A 14,814-nucleotide genomic window follows, 5' to 3' on the forward strand; every position below is an offset into this window, starting at 1 on the left:
CAATGTTGAACTGATAGATTATTTCTCAAACATAAAGGTTTTTTCTTAAAAACCAATGTCGATTACCAAGGGTTGAAAGATAAATTGTCCTTGATTTGTTAAGTAAATACCTCTACAGCCTGCCTCAAATTGTTGCGAGAAACGTAAAAGATGGAACTGTGCGGTAAAATCAAAACCAAATGAGGTAAAGTTTCCTTTATCTGAACCTTTGTAGATGACGTTTTTCCCATTTTGAGTTTCTGTCCAATTATAATTGGTTTCACCTTGTCCAAAATCTGCGAAAAAATTAGCTTTTAATCTTTTTAGATAAACTAATCTTCCAAAATTCCAGTCGGGGTCAAACAGCGGTAAACGATATTCTACAGAACCAGTACTAAGGTTTTCAAAAGCACGGTAGCTATAACCTCTAGGAAAAAACGTTGGGCTACCAAAAATATATAATTTATTATTAGGTGAACCATTTGGGTTTTTGAAACCACTTTGGTTTTGCAAAGCAGCTCTCAAACGAATGCTATGATGTTTGAAGAATCCCGGTACATACATACTTCCCTGGATAGATGTCAATCCACCATTCAAATCTCCGCCAAAAGGCATATTTCTTGCGTAAAAACTAATACTTTGTCCCCAGCGTGGTGCAACGTCTCTCAAGGCTCTTTTCAATTGTCTTGAATACACAAAAGTATAAATCATTGAGTTGACATTTCCATTGAAACTTTCTGAAAGATAACGGTCTTGTAAATCATAGCCTGATACTTGTGTAATAGCCGTATTTACACCAATTTCCATAGATTGATAATACTTAGAACGAGTAAAATTAAATGGTAAACTTACTCCCAATACCATTTGTTGTTGATTCCATTTATCCGACCTTAAGCTATCTCTAGGGCTACTTTTGTCTATATAAATATCAGTCTGGCGTTGTCCGTTGGTATAGTTCAAATTGATTTTTGGATACCAAGCTTCAAAACTTAAATCAGCGAAAAATTGTCCAGTTTTTTCGTTGGCATTGTATGAATAACCAGTACTTATGGCAGTAGTACTTAATAAATCTTGAGAAGAAAGACCAACATTAAGATTGTTACTGTTTGAACTAAAAACAGCTCCCCAATTATAAATATTGAAAATATTGGCTTTGCTGTAAGGTTTGGTTTCGTAAACTTGATTGGGAATATTTTTAAGTAAGTTTTCTCCAGCTTCTTGTACCAACATTTGTCCAAAAAACTTAACAGGTTTATTCAGAGATTCATCAAAAGCCAAGAAATTTGAAGGATTAAAGGGCATTTCAACGATACGATTACCGTTTTCAGTAAAATCATTGAAGTAAAGCGTTTTTCCATCGGTTGAAATAGCAGGATTAAAAGCACCAAATTTTCGATTGCTTACTTGAAAACGCTTTTGTGTTTTTGTATCAAATGCAAAAATATTATCAATTCCAGTTACACCTGAATTAAACAAAATGTAATCTCCTACTTTTATTGGATGAGCAATGTTTTCCGCAATTGGTGAAAATAATTGTTTTTCAAAACTGTTTTCAGTATTAATCGTAACAATGCTTTTTTTGCCATCAAGTAATTTTACAACAAGAATTTCATTGTTTTCTGTCCAACGTGGATGTAAGTAAAAAGCATTTTTAGGATTTTGAATTCTTGAAATTTCTTGTCCATTTTCAGCATCTAAAATCACTAAACTACATTTGTTTTCAGGACTATTTTCTATGGCTACAATCTTACTCGCATCGTTTGATAAAGCTGGTGCCGTAAATTTTGTTTTGTGAGTGAGTGTTTTTGTTGTTTCTGTATTGAAATCATAGATTTTGATGACAGAAAAATCTTTTTGTCCCCAACGTACATCAAAATTAAATTCAGACCAAACTACTTTTGAACCTGCAGTAGAGAGTACTCCTGCATTGTTGAAAATACCTAATTCAAGTAATTTCTGTTCATTATTTTCTTTGTCCAATAATACAAATTGTTGAATATCAGCCAAGCCAGATTTTAAGGCAATAATTCTGCCATCAGGAATAATTTGTGGAAATTCGTACTGAGTAAAAAACTTATTTTTAGTAGTTTTTAATGGTGAAACAACCGTTTCTTGAATATCTTTTAATTGTTTTTCCCAAGCTTGTTTGGCATCATCAAAAGCATTTTTGTAAAGTTGTTCTGTTTTTAAACCTGTTACTTTTTTGATATTATTCGAGAAAGAAAAAGGATAAAAAGGCATTTTGTATGTTCCTTCCAAAATTTTATCCCAAGCATCGGCTCCGTATTTGGTTTTCATGTACGACGTCATCAAATAACCATTTACATAATGATTAGGAATGAAATTTTTAAATGAACCACTTACTGCTTTGGCATAACTGTAAGCTCCTTTTGTTAGCAATTGTGTACGCAAAGCCATATCGAAAGTTGGAATTTTCCCTCTTCCCGAATGAGTTAATACAGATTCTGTTCCAACGGCATCACCTTCTGCAAACCAATTTGGAACCGCCAAAGAGTTGACGATGCCCCAACCATTACTTCCAAAAAGAGTGTGCATTAATTTGGTACTTCCTGTTAATGCTTTGTCGTATTGAACGATGTGTCGAAATTCGTGAACTGCCAATAAATCTAACCAATTGTTGGTGCCGAGTAAAGTATAGTCTTGCGGAGGAGTAATGTAAAATTCTGAACGACGAGGAAACAAAGTAACAAAGCCATTTGAAACACTCGTTTGATTTTGGAGAACAATGGAAATCGGACGTGGATTTTTTCCAAGCGTTTTACTGACAGGCTGGTAAACGGTTTCTAAAACGTTGGCGGTTCTTTCGCCTAATGACTGAATATTGCTAGGGAAAATTAAGCGAAAGTGAGGTGTTTTAATCTGCGACCATTTTAGTGAAGCAGGGTTTTGAGATAAATTGACAGCGTTTTCTTGAGCAAAAATTTGGCATCCACCAATCATGATGAATAAAAAAAAGAATACTCTTCTCATAGATTTTACACAGTAAAAATTGGTTAGGAAATGGAAATAGTCGCTCCACGAGAACGACTATTTTTAATTTTTTACTATAAATATGCTTCAAATTTTTGATATAAATCTACAATATAAGCTCTGTTTCCATTTGGATTTTTCAGGCTTTTTGTGAATTCATACCAGAAACCATCACCAATTGAAATAAATTTTCCAACCGTTTTTGGTTCAGTCTTTTGTGCTTTATCAGTGATAAAATCACCAATGAAAATGTGCTGTAATAAATCGCTGGCTTCTTCCCAAGAAAGATTTTTGCTTTCTTCAATACCATTCGTAGTGGTTGAAGCAAGTACTTTTCTGTCGGTATAATGTAAATTCAATTCAAAGGTTGAAGTACTTTTATCTTTTTCAATCTTTTTGAAAACCAATTGAAAAGGAGCTTCTTTTCCATAAGTTTCATAAACAGCTTGCGTAAGTTCTTGAAGTAAATATTCCCAAGCTTCTTGGTTGCTTGGATTTCCCTTTATTTTTTGATTGATTGAAATTTCCAGAAAATTCTGCTCTTCTTCCAAGGCTTTGGTATTGAATTTTTCAGAAGTTTTACCAATCAGATTCAGGATGGGTGCTTCCCAAGCTTTTGATAATTCGCCTGCCCAAGCTAAGTCTTCATTGCCAGTAAAACCTTCTTCCAAGATTTCTTCGTCGGTCAATTCATCTCTGTATGTATAGGCAATCTCAAATTTTGTATCAATAAAGTTTTCTTTAAAATCTAAAGTGAGGAGAATTTGGTGTGAAAAAGGAGGAGGCAAAATGTCTGCCGTCTCGAATTTGATTTCTAATTGTGATAATTTTTCTACTTTCATGCTTTCTATTTTCCTTTAGTCATGTTGACTTCGCTATTTTTCTTACAAATTTAATCTTTTTATTGTGGCTTTTTTATCAATTTTTCCAGTTGGTGTTTCTGAAAAAGCAGAAATAGTAAAAATATTTTTAGGAATTTGATACGTATCCGACACGCTTTTTATGTCTTCAATTAATTTGCGTTTTATTTCATCGTCCAGATTTTCAGATTCAAGTACCAAAATCAATTTTTGTCCAAGGCGTTCATCAGCCATGCCATAAGCAAAAAAACGATTGATATGAAGTGATTCCAGCAAGCTTTCAACGGTATTTTCTACTTTCTCTAACTGAATTTTTACGCCACCGCTATTGATAATATTATCAAAACGTCCTAATAATTTAAACTCATCTTCAGCAATTATTTCAACCAAATCGTTGGTTTGCACTAATTCAAAATTGCTGGCTGCTGCCAAAATATTCAAACAATTACGGTCGTCAATGCCAATTTTTACGCCTGTTAAAACTTTGAAATTTTGAGAAGTATCCTCTCCGTTAATCCTACGAATGGCAATGTGTGAAACCGTTTCTGTCATGCCATAAGTACTATAAACTGGAACTGATAATCCTTGAATTTGTTCAACCAGTTGCTGACTAACTGCCGCTCCGCCAACGATAATGGCTTTCATTTGATTTAAAGTATTCAAAAAATGCGTGTTATTACTTTCTAAAATACTTTGCAATTGTAAAGGAACAAAGGCGACAAAATCAATCTTTTGATTTTCAATATTTAACAATGGATTACTTGAAGGAGGAATAATCAACAGTTTCAGATTCAAAACCATACCTCTTACCAACATCATAATGCCAGCGATATACTCTACATTCAAGCAAACTAAGGCTAAATCTTGTTCTTTCAAACCAAAAGTTTTGCCTGTTAATAAAGCACTCGCTTCCATTTGCTTTCTGCTCAATGAAATGGGTTTAGGTTCACCCGTTGAGCCTGAAGTTTTTAGAATAAAGCTTTCTTGTCCATCTAGCCAAATTTTACAGAAGGCTATTACTTTTTCTTCATAGTCCGAATTGGGCTTCGGTAAATTATCATAATCGTCAATCAACATCATTTCTCAAATAAAAAACACTCCTAAAAATACCAAAGTTAGCATTTTTGAGGAGTGTTCTTAATAAAAGCTTAGTTTTTCTAAGATACTCTTAGCGTGTTCTTAGCACTATCAAAAGAAGTAGAGAATTGTGTGAGTGGACTAGCCGCTGGGCCATTAAGTACTTTGCCTGTTAAATCAAAATTTGAACCATGATTTGAACAATTAAAACGGTTGTTATCTGCTTGAAAATCAACAGTTGTACCTTCGTGTGTACATCTTTTAGCAACTGCGATATAATTTCCAGCTTTAGTTCTAGCAACAATTACATCGCCAGTTACGATTGCCTTCCCATCAGTTTTTAAATCAGCAAAACTTGCACTTGTTAAATCTAAAGTGAAATCAATTGTACCTTTTGAGATTGTATTATTGCCTGTTAAACCAGTTGTTGTTCCACCTGTTCCACCAGTATTACCATTGTTGTTATTGTTTGAAGGTGTTGGGTCTGATGAATTTGCACAACCTGACATACAGTTTTGTAAAATTATCGCTCCAACACTCACTCCAACGAGCGATAAGAATTCCTTGCGTTCCATAGGATTTTGAATTTAGATTAAATGAGAAGATTTACTTTTTTACCCATACGCCAAAAACTTTGGCAGGGTTGCGTTTGTTATGATTATTAAATGATTGAAAAAATAATTAAAAGGTTTTCTGTATAAAATAATAGCCTGAATAAGCTTTTATTTGTAGGAAAAATGTCTTTTTAAGAATCTATTTGATAATGTTTTTAAAGGAATAATCTTTTGATTTTTTATTTTGTAGATTTATTATCTTCATTTTTATGGAAAAGCAATTATATTATCTTTATTTGTTAATTTTGGTAGATACTTGTGAGTGTTATGTTTAGGAAATTTGTTTTTAAGTTAAAGACAAACACTAATCAAAGTTCAAATCATTTCATCATTCAATTAATTAAAAGCTCGTTATGGCAGCATCTGAAGATAAATTTTTAAATCCTATCAATAAAGATAAAGTAGCCGAAAATCCTGGTTTACTTCCTTACGCTCACACGGCTGGTAGCGCCGTTATTAAACCTGAAGATTTAGGTAAATCAAAAGGTCGTTCAGTATTAGCAATGCGTCAACAAACTGATAGACAAATGAATCAGTTGTACGAACAAATGGAAACTTTGGCTCGTCAGGCAAAATTATTAGCCCAACGCAAAGAGATTTCAGAAAGAATTTATGACGCTGCCATTGGTTTTGAACCAATTATTAATGAAACCTACTACATGTACGAGAAAGAAGATGGTACGGATTTACTTTCACTAATTGCACCAAATGAATGGGGGCGTTCGTTTAAATACAGTCGATATTTAGCGAAGTGTTTATTATTGGCAGACCATACTTGGGATGTACAGTATAATGAAGAAGCTTGAAAAGAATAATTGGAGCTTTGTAAATGAGTGATTAATTTTGAAGTCATTTACTTTAAAAAGCACAAACATTATAATATACAATAATATGAAGTGGGAAACCCTTAAAGAATACAAAGAGATTTTATTTACTTTTCATGAAGGAATTGCAAAAATCTCAATCAACCGTCCTCAAGTGCATAATGCTTTTACACCATTGACGGTGAAAGAAATGATTGATGCAATGAACATTTGCCGTGACACAGAAGAAATTGGAGTAATCATTTTGACAGGTGAAGGCGGAAAAGCATTTTGTTCTGGCGGTGACCAATCAGTTCGTGGACATGGAGGTTATGTTGGTGAAGATACAGTGCCAAGATTAAACGTGTTAGATTTACAAAGACAAATTCGTTCGATTCCTAAACCTGTTGTGGCAATGGTAGCTGGCTGGGCAATTGGCGGAGGTCACGTTTTACACGTTGTTTGTGATTTATCAATTGCGGCTGAAAATGCACGTTTCGGACAAACGGGTCCAAATGTTGGTTCTTTTGATGGCGGTTTTGGTGCATCATATTTGGCTAGAGTAGTTGGTCAGAAAAAAGCTCGTGAAATCTGGTTTTTATGCGATCAATACAATGCAGAAGAAGCACTTGATATGGGCTTGGTCAACAAAGTAGTGCCTTTGGATAAATTAGAAGAAACAACTGTAGCTTGGTGTAAAAAGATTTTAGAGAAAAGCCCATTGGCTTTAAGAATGCTGAAATCATCATTCAATGCTGAATTAGACGGACAAGCAGGTATTCAGGAATTGGCAGGTAATGCTACTTTATTATATTACTTGTCTGAAGAAGCAAAAGAAGGCAAGAATGCTTTCTTAGAAAAACGCAAACCAGATTTTAGCAAATTCCCTAAATTTCCTTGATATTAACTTCCGAAAGTTTAAACGCTTTCGGATTTTTTTATTCCATTAATGGAGTAAAAATTAATGAAAAAGAGTAATTTCATTCTCATCAATTAAAAAATTCTCAAAAAATAAAATTTAGAAAAGCATGAATTATTGGCTCGTAAAATCAGAACCTTTCAAATATTCTTGGGATGATTTCGTTAATCAAGGCACAGGCATGTGGGATGGTGTGCGAAATTTTCAGGCACGGAATAATTTAAAGGCCATGAAAGTGGATGATTTGGTTTTGTTCTATCATTCAAATGAAGGCATGGAAGTAGTAGGAATTGCCAAAATTGTAAAAGAGGCTTATCAAGATCCAACTACTGAGGATAAAAATTGGGTAGTTGTAGATCTTGTTCCTGTTGAAAAGCTTCCTAAAACGGTTACTTTAAAGCAAATGAAAGCCGAAGAACGATTGAAGGATTTATCTTTAATCAAACAATCTCGCCTTTCGGTTGCACATATCAAACCTGAAGAGTTTGACATCATCATTGGTCTTGCTCATGAATAAACAAGCTCAAACATTTAATTTTAAAATATGAAAACCGTCGTTAAAAGTATTACTTTTTTTGTATTGATGACATGCTGTTTTCAATTCTCTCAAGCTCAAAGCGTGAAAAGAGTTGAAATCCCTTTGCCTTCAAGCAATTCCGAACTTTTCACCATTCCAATCAATGACCAAGGCGTTTTGGTACTTACTCAGTTAAGTAAAACCAATTTTACACTTACTAGATTTGATACAAATTTAGACCAAATTTGGTCGATAAATGGTACTATTGATGGAAGTTTGGATTATGTAAAACATTGTTATGATGGTAAAAATTTGTACCTACTTTTTAGCCGCTACAGGAGTAATGTTTATGAAGTTGTTAAAGTAAATATTGGGCCGGGTTTTATTGAGAAATACCAAATCATGTCAGTTGATAGAATGGAAGTTTCTGATTTTCAGGCAATCAATGCTTCCATTTTTATTGCAGGAATGGTGAATAATCAACCTGTGATTTTGTTTACAAATCTTGTAGAGCGCAAAACAAAAGTATTGCCAAGTGCTTTGAAGAGCCAAGCAGAGATTCAATCAATGGAATTGGATACCAGTACAGCCATCGTAAATGTTACTTATGCAGTAGGAACAAGAGGTAAAAACTATCAATTGGTTGTAAAATCGTTTGATGAAGACGGCAAGCAGATTTCGCAAGTAGTGATGAATCCAGAAAATGAATTTGCCATGATGAATGGTAAATTGAATCTTGTTTCAGATTCTACAGAAGTAATGTTTGGTACTTATGGACATAAAAATTCAATAGGTTCATCACGTGGACCAACTTCTCAAGGAATTTACTTTTCTAAGTTGCTCGACAATGAAATTACTGATTTAAAATTCCATAGTTTTACTGAATTCAAGAACTTCTTCAATTTTATGGGCGAACGCCAAAAGGAAAAGCAAGAAAAGAAAATTCAGGATAAGAAAGAAAAGGGAGAAGATTTACGTTTAGATTATCGTTTGTTGGTACACGACATCATCAAACAAGACGATAAGTATATCATGGTTGCTGAGGCTTTTTATGCCGATTATCGTTATAATAATTATAGCCCATTTGGTACTTATAATGGTTTTGGTAGTCCATATAGCTCGTTTTATAATCCTTATCGTTGGGGCTATGGTTATTATGGTTTGTATTCGCCATTTAGTTCATATTATAGTCCGTGGGGTTGGGGAAACAGATATTATGGAAACCAACAGACTTTTGATGGTTGGATTTATACACATGCTATTGTAGCCGCTTTTGATGAAAAAGGGAATTTACTTTGGGATAACAGCATCGAAATGAAGGATGTAAAAGAACAAAAGCTAAGTGAAAAAGTAAAAGCATCTGTAAAAGGAGATGAAATTACACTTTCATACAGTAACAAAGGGCAAATTTTCACTAAAATTATCAAAGGCGACAAAGTACTTGAAGATACACAAAGTGCTAAAGTAGCCACTCAGTTAGAAGGAGATAAGGTAAAACAAACAACTTCTGATGCAATTGATTATTGGTATAAAAACTATTTCATTGCTTCTGGTTATCAGCGAATTACGAATGATAATGAAGGCGGAAGAAGAAATGTATTTTACATGAATAAGATTTCATTTTAGTTCAAACAAAGGCTTTTGAGTAACTTGCAGCGGTATCTACGGATACCGCTTTTTTTATGGATGAAAAAATCATTACAGATTTCATAGACATTACATTATGCAACAAGAAATTATTAAACTTGAAACCCCACAAAACTGGAAAGAATACCAATTGATAGATTCTGGAGGTTTTGAGAAATTAGAGAAATTTGGTAAATACATTTTGCGCCGTCCAGAGCCACAAGCTGCTTGGGATAAATCGATGCCAGAAGCAGAGTGGGAGAGAACCGCAAACGCTACTTTTAAAAAAGATAAAGGTTCGCAGGAAAAAGGAGAGTGGATTTTGAAAAAAGGAATGGAAGAGCGTTGGTTTATGCCTTATAAAACGGATGCTTTAGATTTGAATTTTAAGTTAGCACTTTCTTCTTTCAAACATGTTGGTATTTTTCCAGAACAAGCTTCAAATTGGGAATTTATCATGGATAAAGTGAAGAAACTTCCTGTTAAAAACCCGAAAGTACTCAATATATTTGCTTACACGGGAGGTGCTTCAATTGCTGCTAAACAAGCTGGAGCAGATATTACTCATGTTGATTCTATTAAACAAGTAATTTCATGGTCGAGAGAAAACATGGAAGCTAGTAACTTAGAGAATATACGTTGGGTTGTTGAAGATGCGCTTAAATTCGTAAAGCGTGAAGCCAAACGTGGTAATATTTATCAAGGAATTATTTTAGATCCACCCGCTTATGGTCGTGGCCCAGATGGAGAAAAGTGGATTTTAGAAGAACAAATCAATGAATTATTGAAAACTGTAGCACAAATTCTTGATAAAGAAAATTACTTCTTAATCTTGAATATGTACTCGATGGGTTTCTCTTCACTAATTGTTGAAAATTTAGTCAAATGTTCTTTTAGCCAAACTCAAAATCATGAATTTGGTGAATTATATCTACAAGATGATTTCAACAAAAAACTTCCTTTAGGAGTGTTTTACAGATTTGCTAGCGTTTAGTGGGCTAATACTTCGATAGCTTTTAATAGAATTAAAAAAAGCACGAAATAGTACATTTTTTTCATTGGTATGTTTTATTTTTTAGTGGTTAATTATTTGATACAAAAGTAGTTATATTCTATTCGTTTTTCAAAAGAAAATATTTCAAAAAAACAGTTTTTATAGAAAAATAATATTGTAGCAGAATAATTAACCACCAAATTTTTACCAAGCAATTCTATTTATTACGATATACTCTTTCGTAAAATAATGGAAAGATAAATAATGTTAGAATCGTTGCTCCAATCATTCCGCCGATTACCACAATCGCTAAAGGTTTTTGTGATTCAGAACCAATTCCTGAAGAAGTAGCGGCTGGCAACATCCCAAAAATTCCCATCAAAGCAGTCATCATTACTGGTCTTACTCTCGACTGGACTCCTTGCATTATGGATTCATGAAGTGATAATTTTCGATGAAGATTATCCTTAAATACTTCAATCATAATTACGCCATTCTGAATACAAATACCGAAGAGTGCAATAAAGCCAATTCCTGCCGAAATACTAAAATTTGTACCAGTAATTAAAAGTGCTAAAGAACCACCAATGATGGCAAAAGGTACGTTCGTAAACACCAAACCGGCATCTTTCAAACTACCAAACATTAAATAAAGGATAAAGAAAATGGTAAGCATTGAAATTGGAACTACTTGAGCCAAACGTTTTGAGGCTCTTTGTTGATTTTCAAAATCACCTTTCCATTTCATTTCATAACCTTTAGGTAAGGAATGTACTACCTTGTTCACTTCTTTTTGTGCTTCTTCGATAGTACTTCCCATATCACGACCTCGTACTGAGAATTTTACGGCGATAAAACGTTTTGTATCTTCTCTGAAAATCAAACTTGGTCCAGTCAAAGTACGAATGGTGGCAATTTCTTTGATTGGAATTTTTGTTCCGTTCATTGTCGGTACCATCAAGTCGCCAATTTCAGCTTCTGATTTACGATATTCTGGTTGAAAACGAATTCTAATATCAAATTTACGTTCGCCTTCAAATAATTGACTTGCCGTTTGTCCACCAATTGCCATTGACACAACCGCCTCTGCATCTGCGGCTTGAACACCGTATAAGTCCATTTTTTGTTGGTCAAGTTCGATGCGCAATTCTGGCTGTCCTAAGTTTTTGATGATTCCTAAATCTTCAATACCTTCAATTTTTTTCAAAACATCATTTACTTTCTCTGCTTCTTTTTCTAAGTACTCAAAATCTTGACCATAGATTTTTACTGCAATAGAGCCTTTTACACCAGAAACTGCTTCTTCAACATTGTCCATAATTGGCTGAGAAAAACCAAGACTTACTCCTTGGAATACGTCTAATTTCTTTTGCATTTGCTCAATTAATTGGGCTTTTGTTAAACCGCTTTTCCATTCTTTTTGCGGATAAATATCAACGTGAAATTCAACATTATAAAAACCTGTTGGGTCAGTACCATCATTTGGTCGCCCAGCTTGTGACATTACTTGTCGTACCTCTGGAAAACCTTCAAATACTTTACGCATATCGTTTGCATAACGAACAGATTCATTCAAACTGATACTTCTTGGCATGGTGGCTCTTACATAAATAGAGCCTTCGTTCAATTGTGGAAGGAACTCCGTTCCATGAATTGTGAGTGTCCATAAACCAACTATGGTTGTGAGTGCTGTAATAATAAAGGTTTTCTTTTGATGAGAAAAACAGTAATTAAACAGTTTCATTGAGTATTTCAGAATAGCATCCACAAAGAAATTAGATTTTTCTTTGACGTTTTTATTCATCAAAATACTCACCATTAAAGGAACAAGTGTCAGCGTAAAAATCAAAGCACCCAACAAGGCAGCACCCAATGTCCAAGCCAAAGGTGTAAACATTTTTCCTTCTACTTTTTGAAAAGCAAAAATCGGCAAAAGGGCAACCAAAATAATTACTTTAGAAGTAAAAATAGCTTTACCCATTGAAGTACCAGTACGTTTAATTAGCGATAATTTGGCTAATTTGTTAAAACGTTCCATACCAACTTCGTGGGCTTTATGGGAAAGTACCACAATCAATCCTTCTACAACGACGACTGTTCCATCAATGATAATCCCGAAATCGACGGCTCCCAGCGAAAGTAAATTCACCGACATTCCCATTAATTTCAAACAAGTAAAGGCAAAAAGTAATGCTAATGGAATAATCATCGCCACAATCAAGGATGCTCGCCAGTCAGCCAAGAAGATAAGTACCATTAAAGTAACTAGAACAATTCCTTCCATTAAATTATGAGAAACTGTTTCAATACAGAAATCAAGTAAGGTTTGACGATTGTAAAAAGCCTTGATATTGATGTCAACAGGAAGAATTTTGGTATTCAATTCTTCAACTTTTTCATTCAAACTTTTAATAACTGCCGAAGGGTCTTCGCCTTTTCGCATGACAACAATTCCTTCAACGGCATCATTATTTTGTCCACGTCCTACTTGTCCTAATTTGGGTAAAGCTGATTCGTTAACAGTCGCAACAGTTTTTACATAAACTGGAACACCGTTAATATTTTCAACCAAGATATTTTCGATGTCAGAGATTTTGGCTAGTAAACCAATTCCACGGACAACATAAGCTTGATTGTTTTTAGTGATAACATCGCCACCAACGTTAATATTACTTTTTTGAACCGCCTGAAAAACATCTAACGGAGTGATATTATACGCTTGTAATAGATTCGGATTTACACTGATTTCATAAGTTTTTACTTCTCCACCAAAACTTACAATATCGGCAACACCCGGAACTGACCTTAAATTTCTATCAACTACCCAGTCCTGAATTTCTTTCAGTTTTCTGGCACTCAAGGATTTGGAATCTAATGTATATCTGAAAATTTCACCCGTTGGTCCATAAGGAGGTTGAATTTCAGGTTCGACGCCATCAGGAAGGCTTAATCCTTGTAAGGCATTATTGATTTGAATTCTAGCGAAATTATTATCAACGCCATCATCAAACATTACAACGACAACCGATAAACCGAAAAGTGTTGTTGAGCGAACAGTCGTTTTTTTCTGTACTCCATTCATTGAAATTTCGAGTGGAGCAGTTACAAACTTTTCTATTTCCTCAGCACTTCGCCCTTGCCACTGAGTAATGATAGTTACTTGGGTGTTGGTAACATCAGGAAAAGCATCTATAGGAGTATTGATAAAACTAAAAATACCCCCAACAACGATAACAGCCGTGAAAAAAAATACGGCAAATTTGAATTTAAGCGATAAAGCCAATAGTGTCTTCATTGTATCGATTCCTTAATTATTTAAGGCATTATAGATCATTAATTGATTTTTTACTACTACTTTTTCTCCTTCAGCTAAGCCGTTGAATACAAAAGCTTTGTTGTCTAATACTTTTGCTACTTGTACTCTTCTGGCTTCTACCTCTTTAGCATTTTTATAGACGATTACAAAATTTCTATCTTTATCGAAAATGATAGATTCGGAAGGAATTGATACAATTTTTTGATTGTCAGAATAGCTCACAGTTACTTTTGCGAACATTTCTGGTTTTAGGATTTTTTCAGGGTTGGGTAAGTTGATTCGTACTTGCATCGTTCTTGTTTGTGGGTCAAGAACATTGTTGATTTTATCAATTTTTCCTTGAAAAACTCTGTCTGGATAAGCTACTAATCTAATGGCTGCTTGATAACCCACTTTGATTTTAGCAATATCAGATTCATAGACATTGGCAATAATTTGTACAGTAGAAAGGTCAGCCACCGAAAAGAATGGACCAATGTCGCCTTCACGATATGCCATTTTTTCCGAAATATTTCTGTTCACATCTACGATATAACCATCTATTGGAGCTTTTACAGTATAAAATGAATTTTTTACACCATAGATACCTGAGATTTCGTTGGCTCTTCTCAAGGTTCCTTCTGCTTTTAAAAGTTCATTTTGAGCGATAGTGATGTCTTTTTCAGACGCTAAACCTGATTTATACAAGTCTTGTTGTACTTGTAAGTTTTTCTGTGCTGTCAGAAAATCAGACTTTGCGCCTACAATTTGGTTTTCAACATCAGCAACTTCCGAACTATGAATAATTGCCATTGATTGTCCTTTTCTAACATAATCGCCGAGTGTAACAGAAATTTTTTCAATTACACCATCTACCAAAGGTGAAACTTTTACTTGTTTTTCCTCAAATGGCGCAAGCTTTCCAGTCAATTGTAATTCACTTGAAATATTTTCAACAATGGCTGGTGCTAGAACCAATTCCTTACGAAGTTTATCCGAAAGAACGAATTCCTCTGAATTATCTGTCTTTGTCTCTTCTTTTTTTGATTGACAAGCTAGGCAAGTAGCCAAGAGAAAGCCTATAATGATTTTATTCTTTTTCATGATGTACGTGAAATAGTGTTTTAATTTTAGCAAAA

General features: G+C 34.2%; 11 protein-coding genes. 5 read left to right on the top strand and 6 right to left on the bottom strand.

Going from position 1 to position 14,814, the window contains the following annotated elements:
- Positions 1 to 45: 45 nt before the first annotated feature.
- The 4 genes from VB798_RS12595 to VB798_RS12610 form a co-directional block, all read right to left on the bottom strand.
- Positions 46 to 2,970, bottom strand: coding sequence for a BamA/TamA family outer membrane protein (locus VB798_RS12595; RefSeq protein WP_323258823.1), 2,925 nt, complete (start codon positions 2,968 to 2,970; stop codon positions 46 to 48).
- A 74-nt stretch (positions 2,971 to 3,044) separates the two neighbouring features.
- The gene (locus tag VB798_RS12600; protein WP_323258824.1) at positions 3,045 to 3,812 is read right to left on the bottom strand and encodes a hypothetical protein; all 768 of its coding nucleotides are present in this window, start codon (positions 3,810 to 3,812) and stop codon (positions 3,045 to 3,047) included.
- 42 nt (positions 3,813 to 3,854) lie between these two features.
- Entirely contained in the window at positions 3,855 to 4,910 is a 1,056-nt protein-coding gene (locus tag VB798_RS12605; protein ID WP_323258825.1) for an AMP-binding protein, read from the bottom strand.
- 77 nt (positions 4,911 to 4,987) lie between these two features.
- The gene (locus tag VB798_RS12610) at positions 4,988 to 5,482 is read right to left on the bottom strand and encodes a QcrA and Rieske domain-containing protein (RefSeq protein WP_323258826.1); all 495 of its coding nucleotides are present in this window, start codon (positions 5,480 to 5,482) and stop codon (positions 4,988 to 4,990) included.
- Between the two features lie 392 nt (positions 5,483 to 5,874).
- Between VB798_RS12610 and VB798_RS12615 the strand changes: the two genes are divergently transcribed.
- From VB798_RS12615 to VB798_RS12635, 5 genes are all read left to right on the top strand, one after another.
- The gene (locus VB798_RS12615; RefSeq protein ID WP_323258827.1) at positions 5,875 to 6,327 is read left to right on the top strand and encodes a DUF2452 domain-containing protein; all 453 of its coding nucleotides are present in this window, start codon (positions 5,875 to 5,877) and stop codon (positions 6,325 to 6,327) included.
- Between the two features lie 85 nt (positions 6,328 to 6,412).
- Positions 6,413 to 7,225 (top strand): 1,4-dihydroxy-2-naphthoyl-CoA synthase, encoded by an 813-nt coding sequence (gene menB, locus VB798_RS12620; protein WP_262887511.1) that lies wholly within the window; start codon positions 6,413 to 6,415, stop codon positions 7,223 to 7,225.
- A 127-nt stretch (positions 7,226 to 7,352) separates the two neighbouring features.
- On the top strand, positions 7,353 to 7,760 hold the full coding sequence (locus VB798_RS12625; protein WP_323258828.1) for an EVE domain-containing protein: 408 nt from the start codon (positions 7,353 to 7,355) through the stop codon (positions 7,758 to 7,760).
- 27 nt (positions 7,761 to 7,787) lie between these two features.
- A complete protein-coding gene (locus VB798_RS12630) occupies positions 7,788 to 9,386 on the top strand; it encodes a hypothetical protein (RefSeq protein WP_323258829.1) in 1,599 nt (532 codons plus the stop codon).
- A gap of 97 nt (positions 9,387 to 9,483) precedes the next feature.
- The gene (locus tag VB798_RS12635) at positions 9,484 to 10,380 is read left to right on the top strand and encodes a class I SAM-dependent methyltransferase (protein ID WP_323258830.1); all 897 of its coding nucleotides are present in this window, start codon (positions 9,484 to 9,486) and stop codon (positions 10,378 to 10,380) included.
- Positions 10,381 to 10,597: 217 nt separating this feature from the next.
- On the opposite strand, the gene VB798_RS12640 is transcribed toward VB798_RS12635, so the two are convergent.
- Together VB798_RS12640 and VB798_RS12645 are read right to left on the bottom strand one after the other, a co-directional pair.
- On the bottom strand, positions 10,598 to 13,675 hold the full coding sequence (locus VB798_RS12640; RefSeq protein WP_323258831.1) for an efflux RND transporter permease subunit: 3,078 nt from the start codon (positions 13,673 to 13,675) through the stop codon (positions 10,598 to 10,600).
- A 12-nt stretch (positions 13,676 to 13,687) separates the two neighbouring features.
- Positions 13,688 to 14,779, bottom strand: coding sequence for an efflux RND transporter periplasmic adaptor subunit (locus tag VB798_RS12645; RefSeq protein WP_323258832.1), 1,092 nt, complete (start codon positions 14,777 to 14,779; stop codon positions 13,688 to 13,690).
- Between the last annotated feature and the right edge of the window lie 35 nt (positions 14,780 to 14,814).

The organism is Arcicella lustrica (genome assembly GCF_034930985.1).
Classification (GTDB): Bacteria; Bacteroidota; Bacteroidia; order Cytophagales; family Spirosomataceae; genus Arcicella; species Arcicella lustrica.

Coding starts and splice junctions, on each gene's coding strand:
- VB798_RS12600 (WP_323258824.1), bottom strand. CDS start 3,812: ATGAAAGTAGAAAAATTATCACAATTAGAAATCAAATTCGAGACGGCA.
- VB798_RS12605 (WP_323258825.1), bottom strand. CDS start 4,910: ATGATGTTGATTGACGATTATGATAATTTACCGAAGCCCAATTCGGAC.
- VB798_RS12630 (WP_323258829.1), top strand. CDS start 7,788: ATGAAAACCGTCGTTAAAAGTATTACTTTTTTTGTATTGATGACATGC.
- VB798_RS12615 (WP_323258827.1), top strand. CDS start 5,875: ATGGCAGCATCTGAAGATAAATTTTTAAATCCTATCAATAAAGATAAA.
- VB798_RS12645 (WP_323258832.1), bottom strand. CDS start 14,779: ATGAAAAAGAATAAAATCATTATAGGCTTTCTCTTGGCTACTTGCCTA.
- menB (WP_262887511.1), top strand. CDS start 6,413: ATGAAGTGGGAAACCCTTAAAGAATACAAAGAGATTTTATTTACTTTT.
- VB798_RS12635 (WP_323258830.1), top strand. CDS start 9,484: ATGCAACAAGAAATTATTAAACTTGAAACCCCACAAAACTGGAAAGAA.
- VB798_RS12625 (WP_323258828.1), top strand. CDS start 7,353: ATGAATTATTGGCTCGTAAAATCAGAACCTTTCAAATATTCTTGGGAT.
- VB798_RS12610 (WP_323258826.1), bottom strand. CDS start 5,482: ATGGAACGCAAGGAATTCTTATCGCTCGTTGGAGTGAGTGTTGGAGCG.
- VB798_RS12640 (WP_323258831.1), bottom strand. CDS start 13,675: ATGAAGACACTATTGGCTTTATCGCTTAAATTCAAATTTGCCGTATTT.
- VB798_RS12595 (WP_323258823.1), bottom strand. CDS start 2,970: ATGAGAAGAGTATTCTTTTTTTTATTCATCATGATTGGTGGATGCCAA.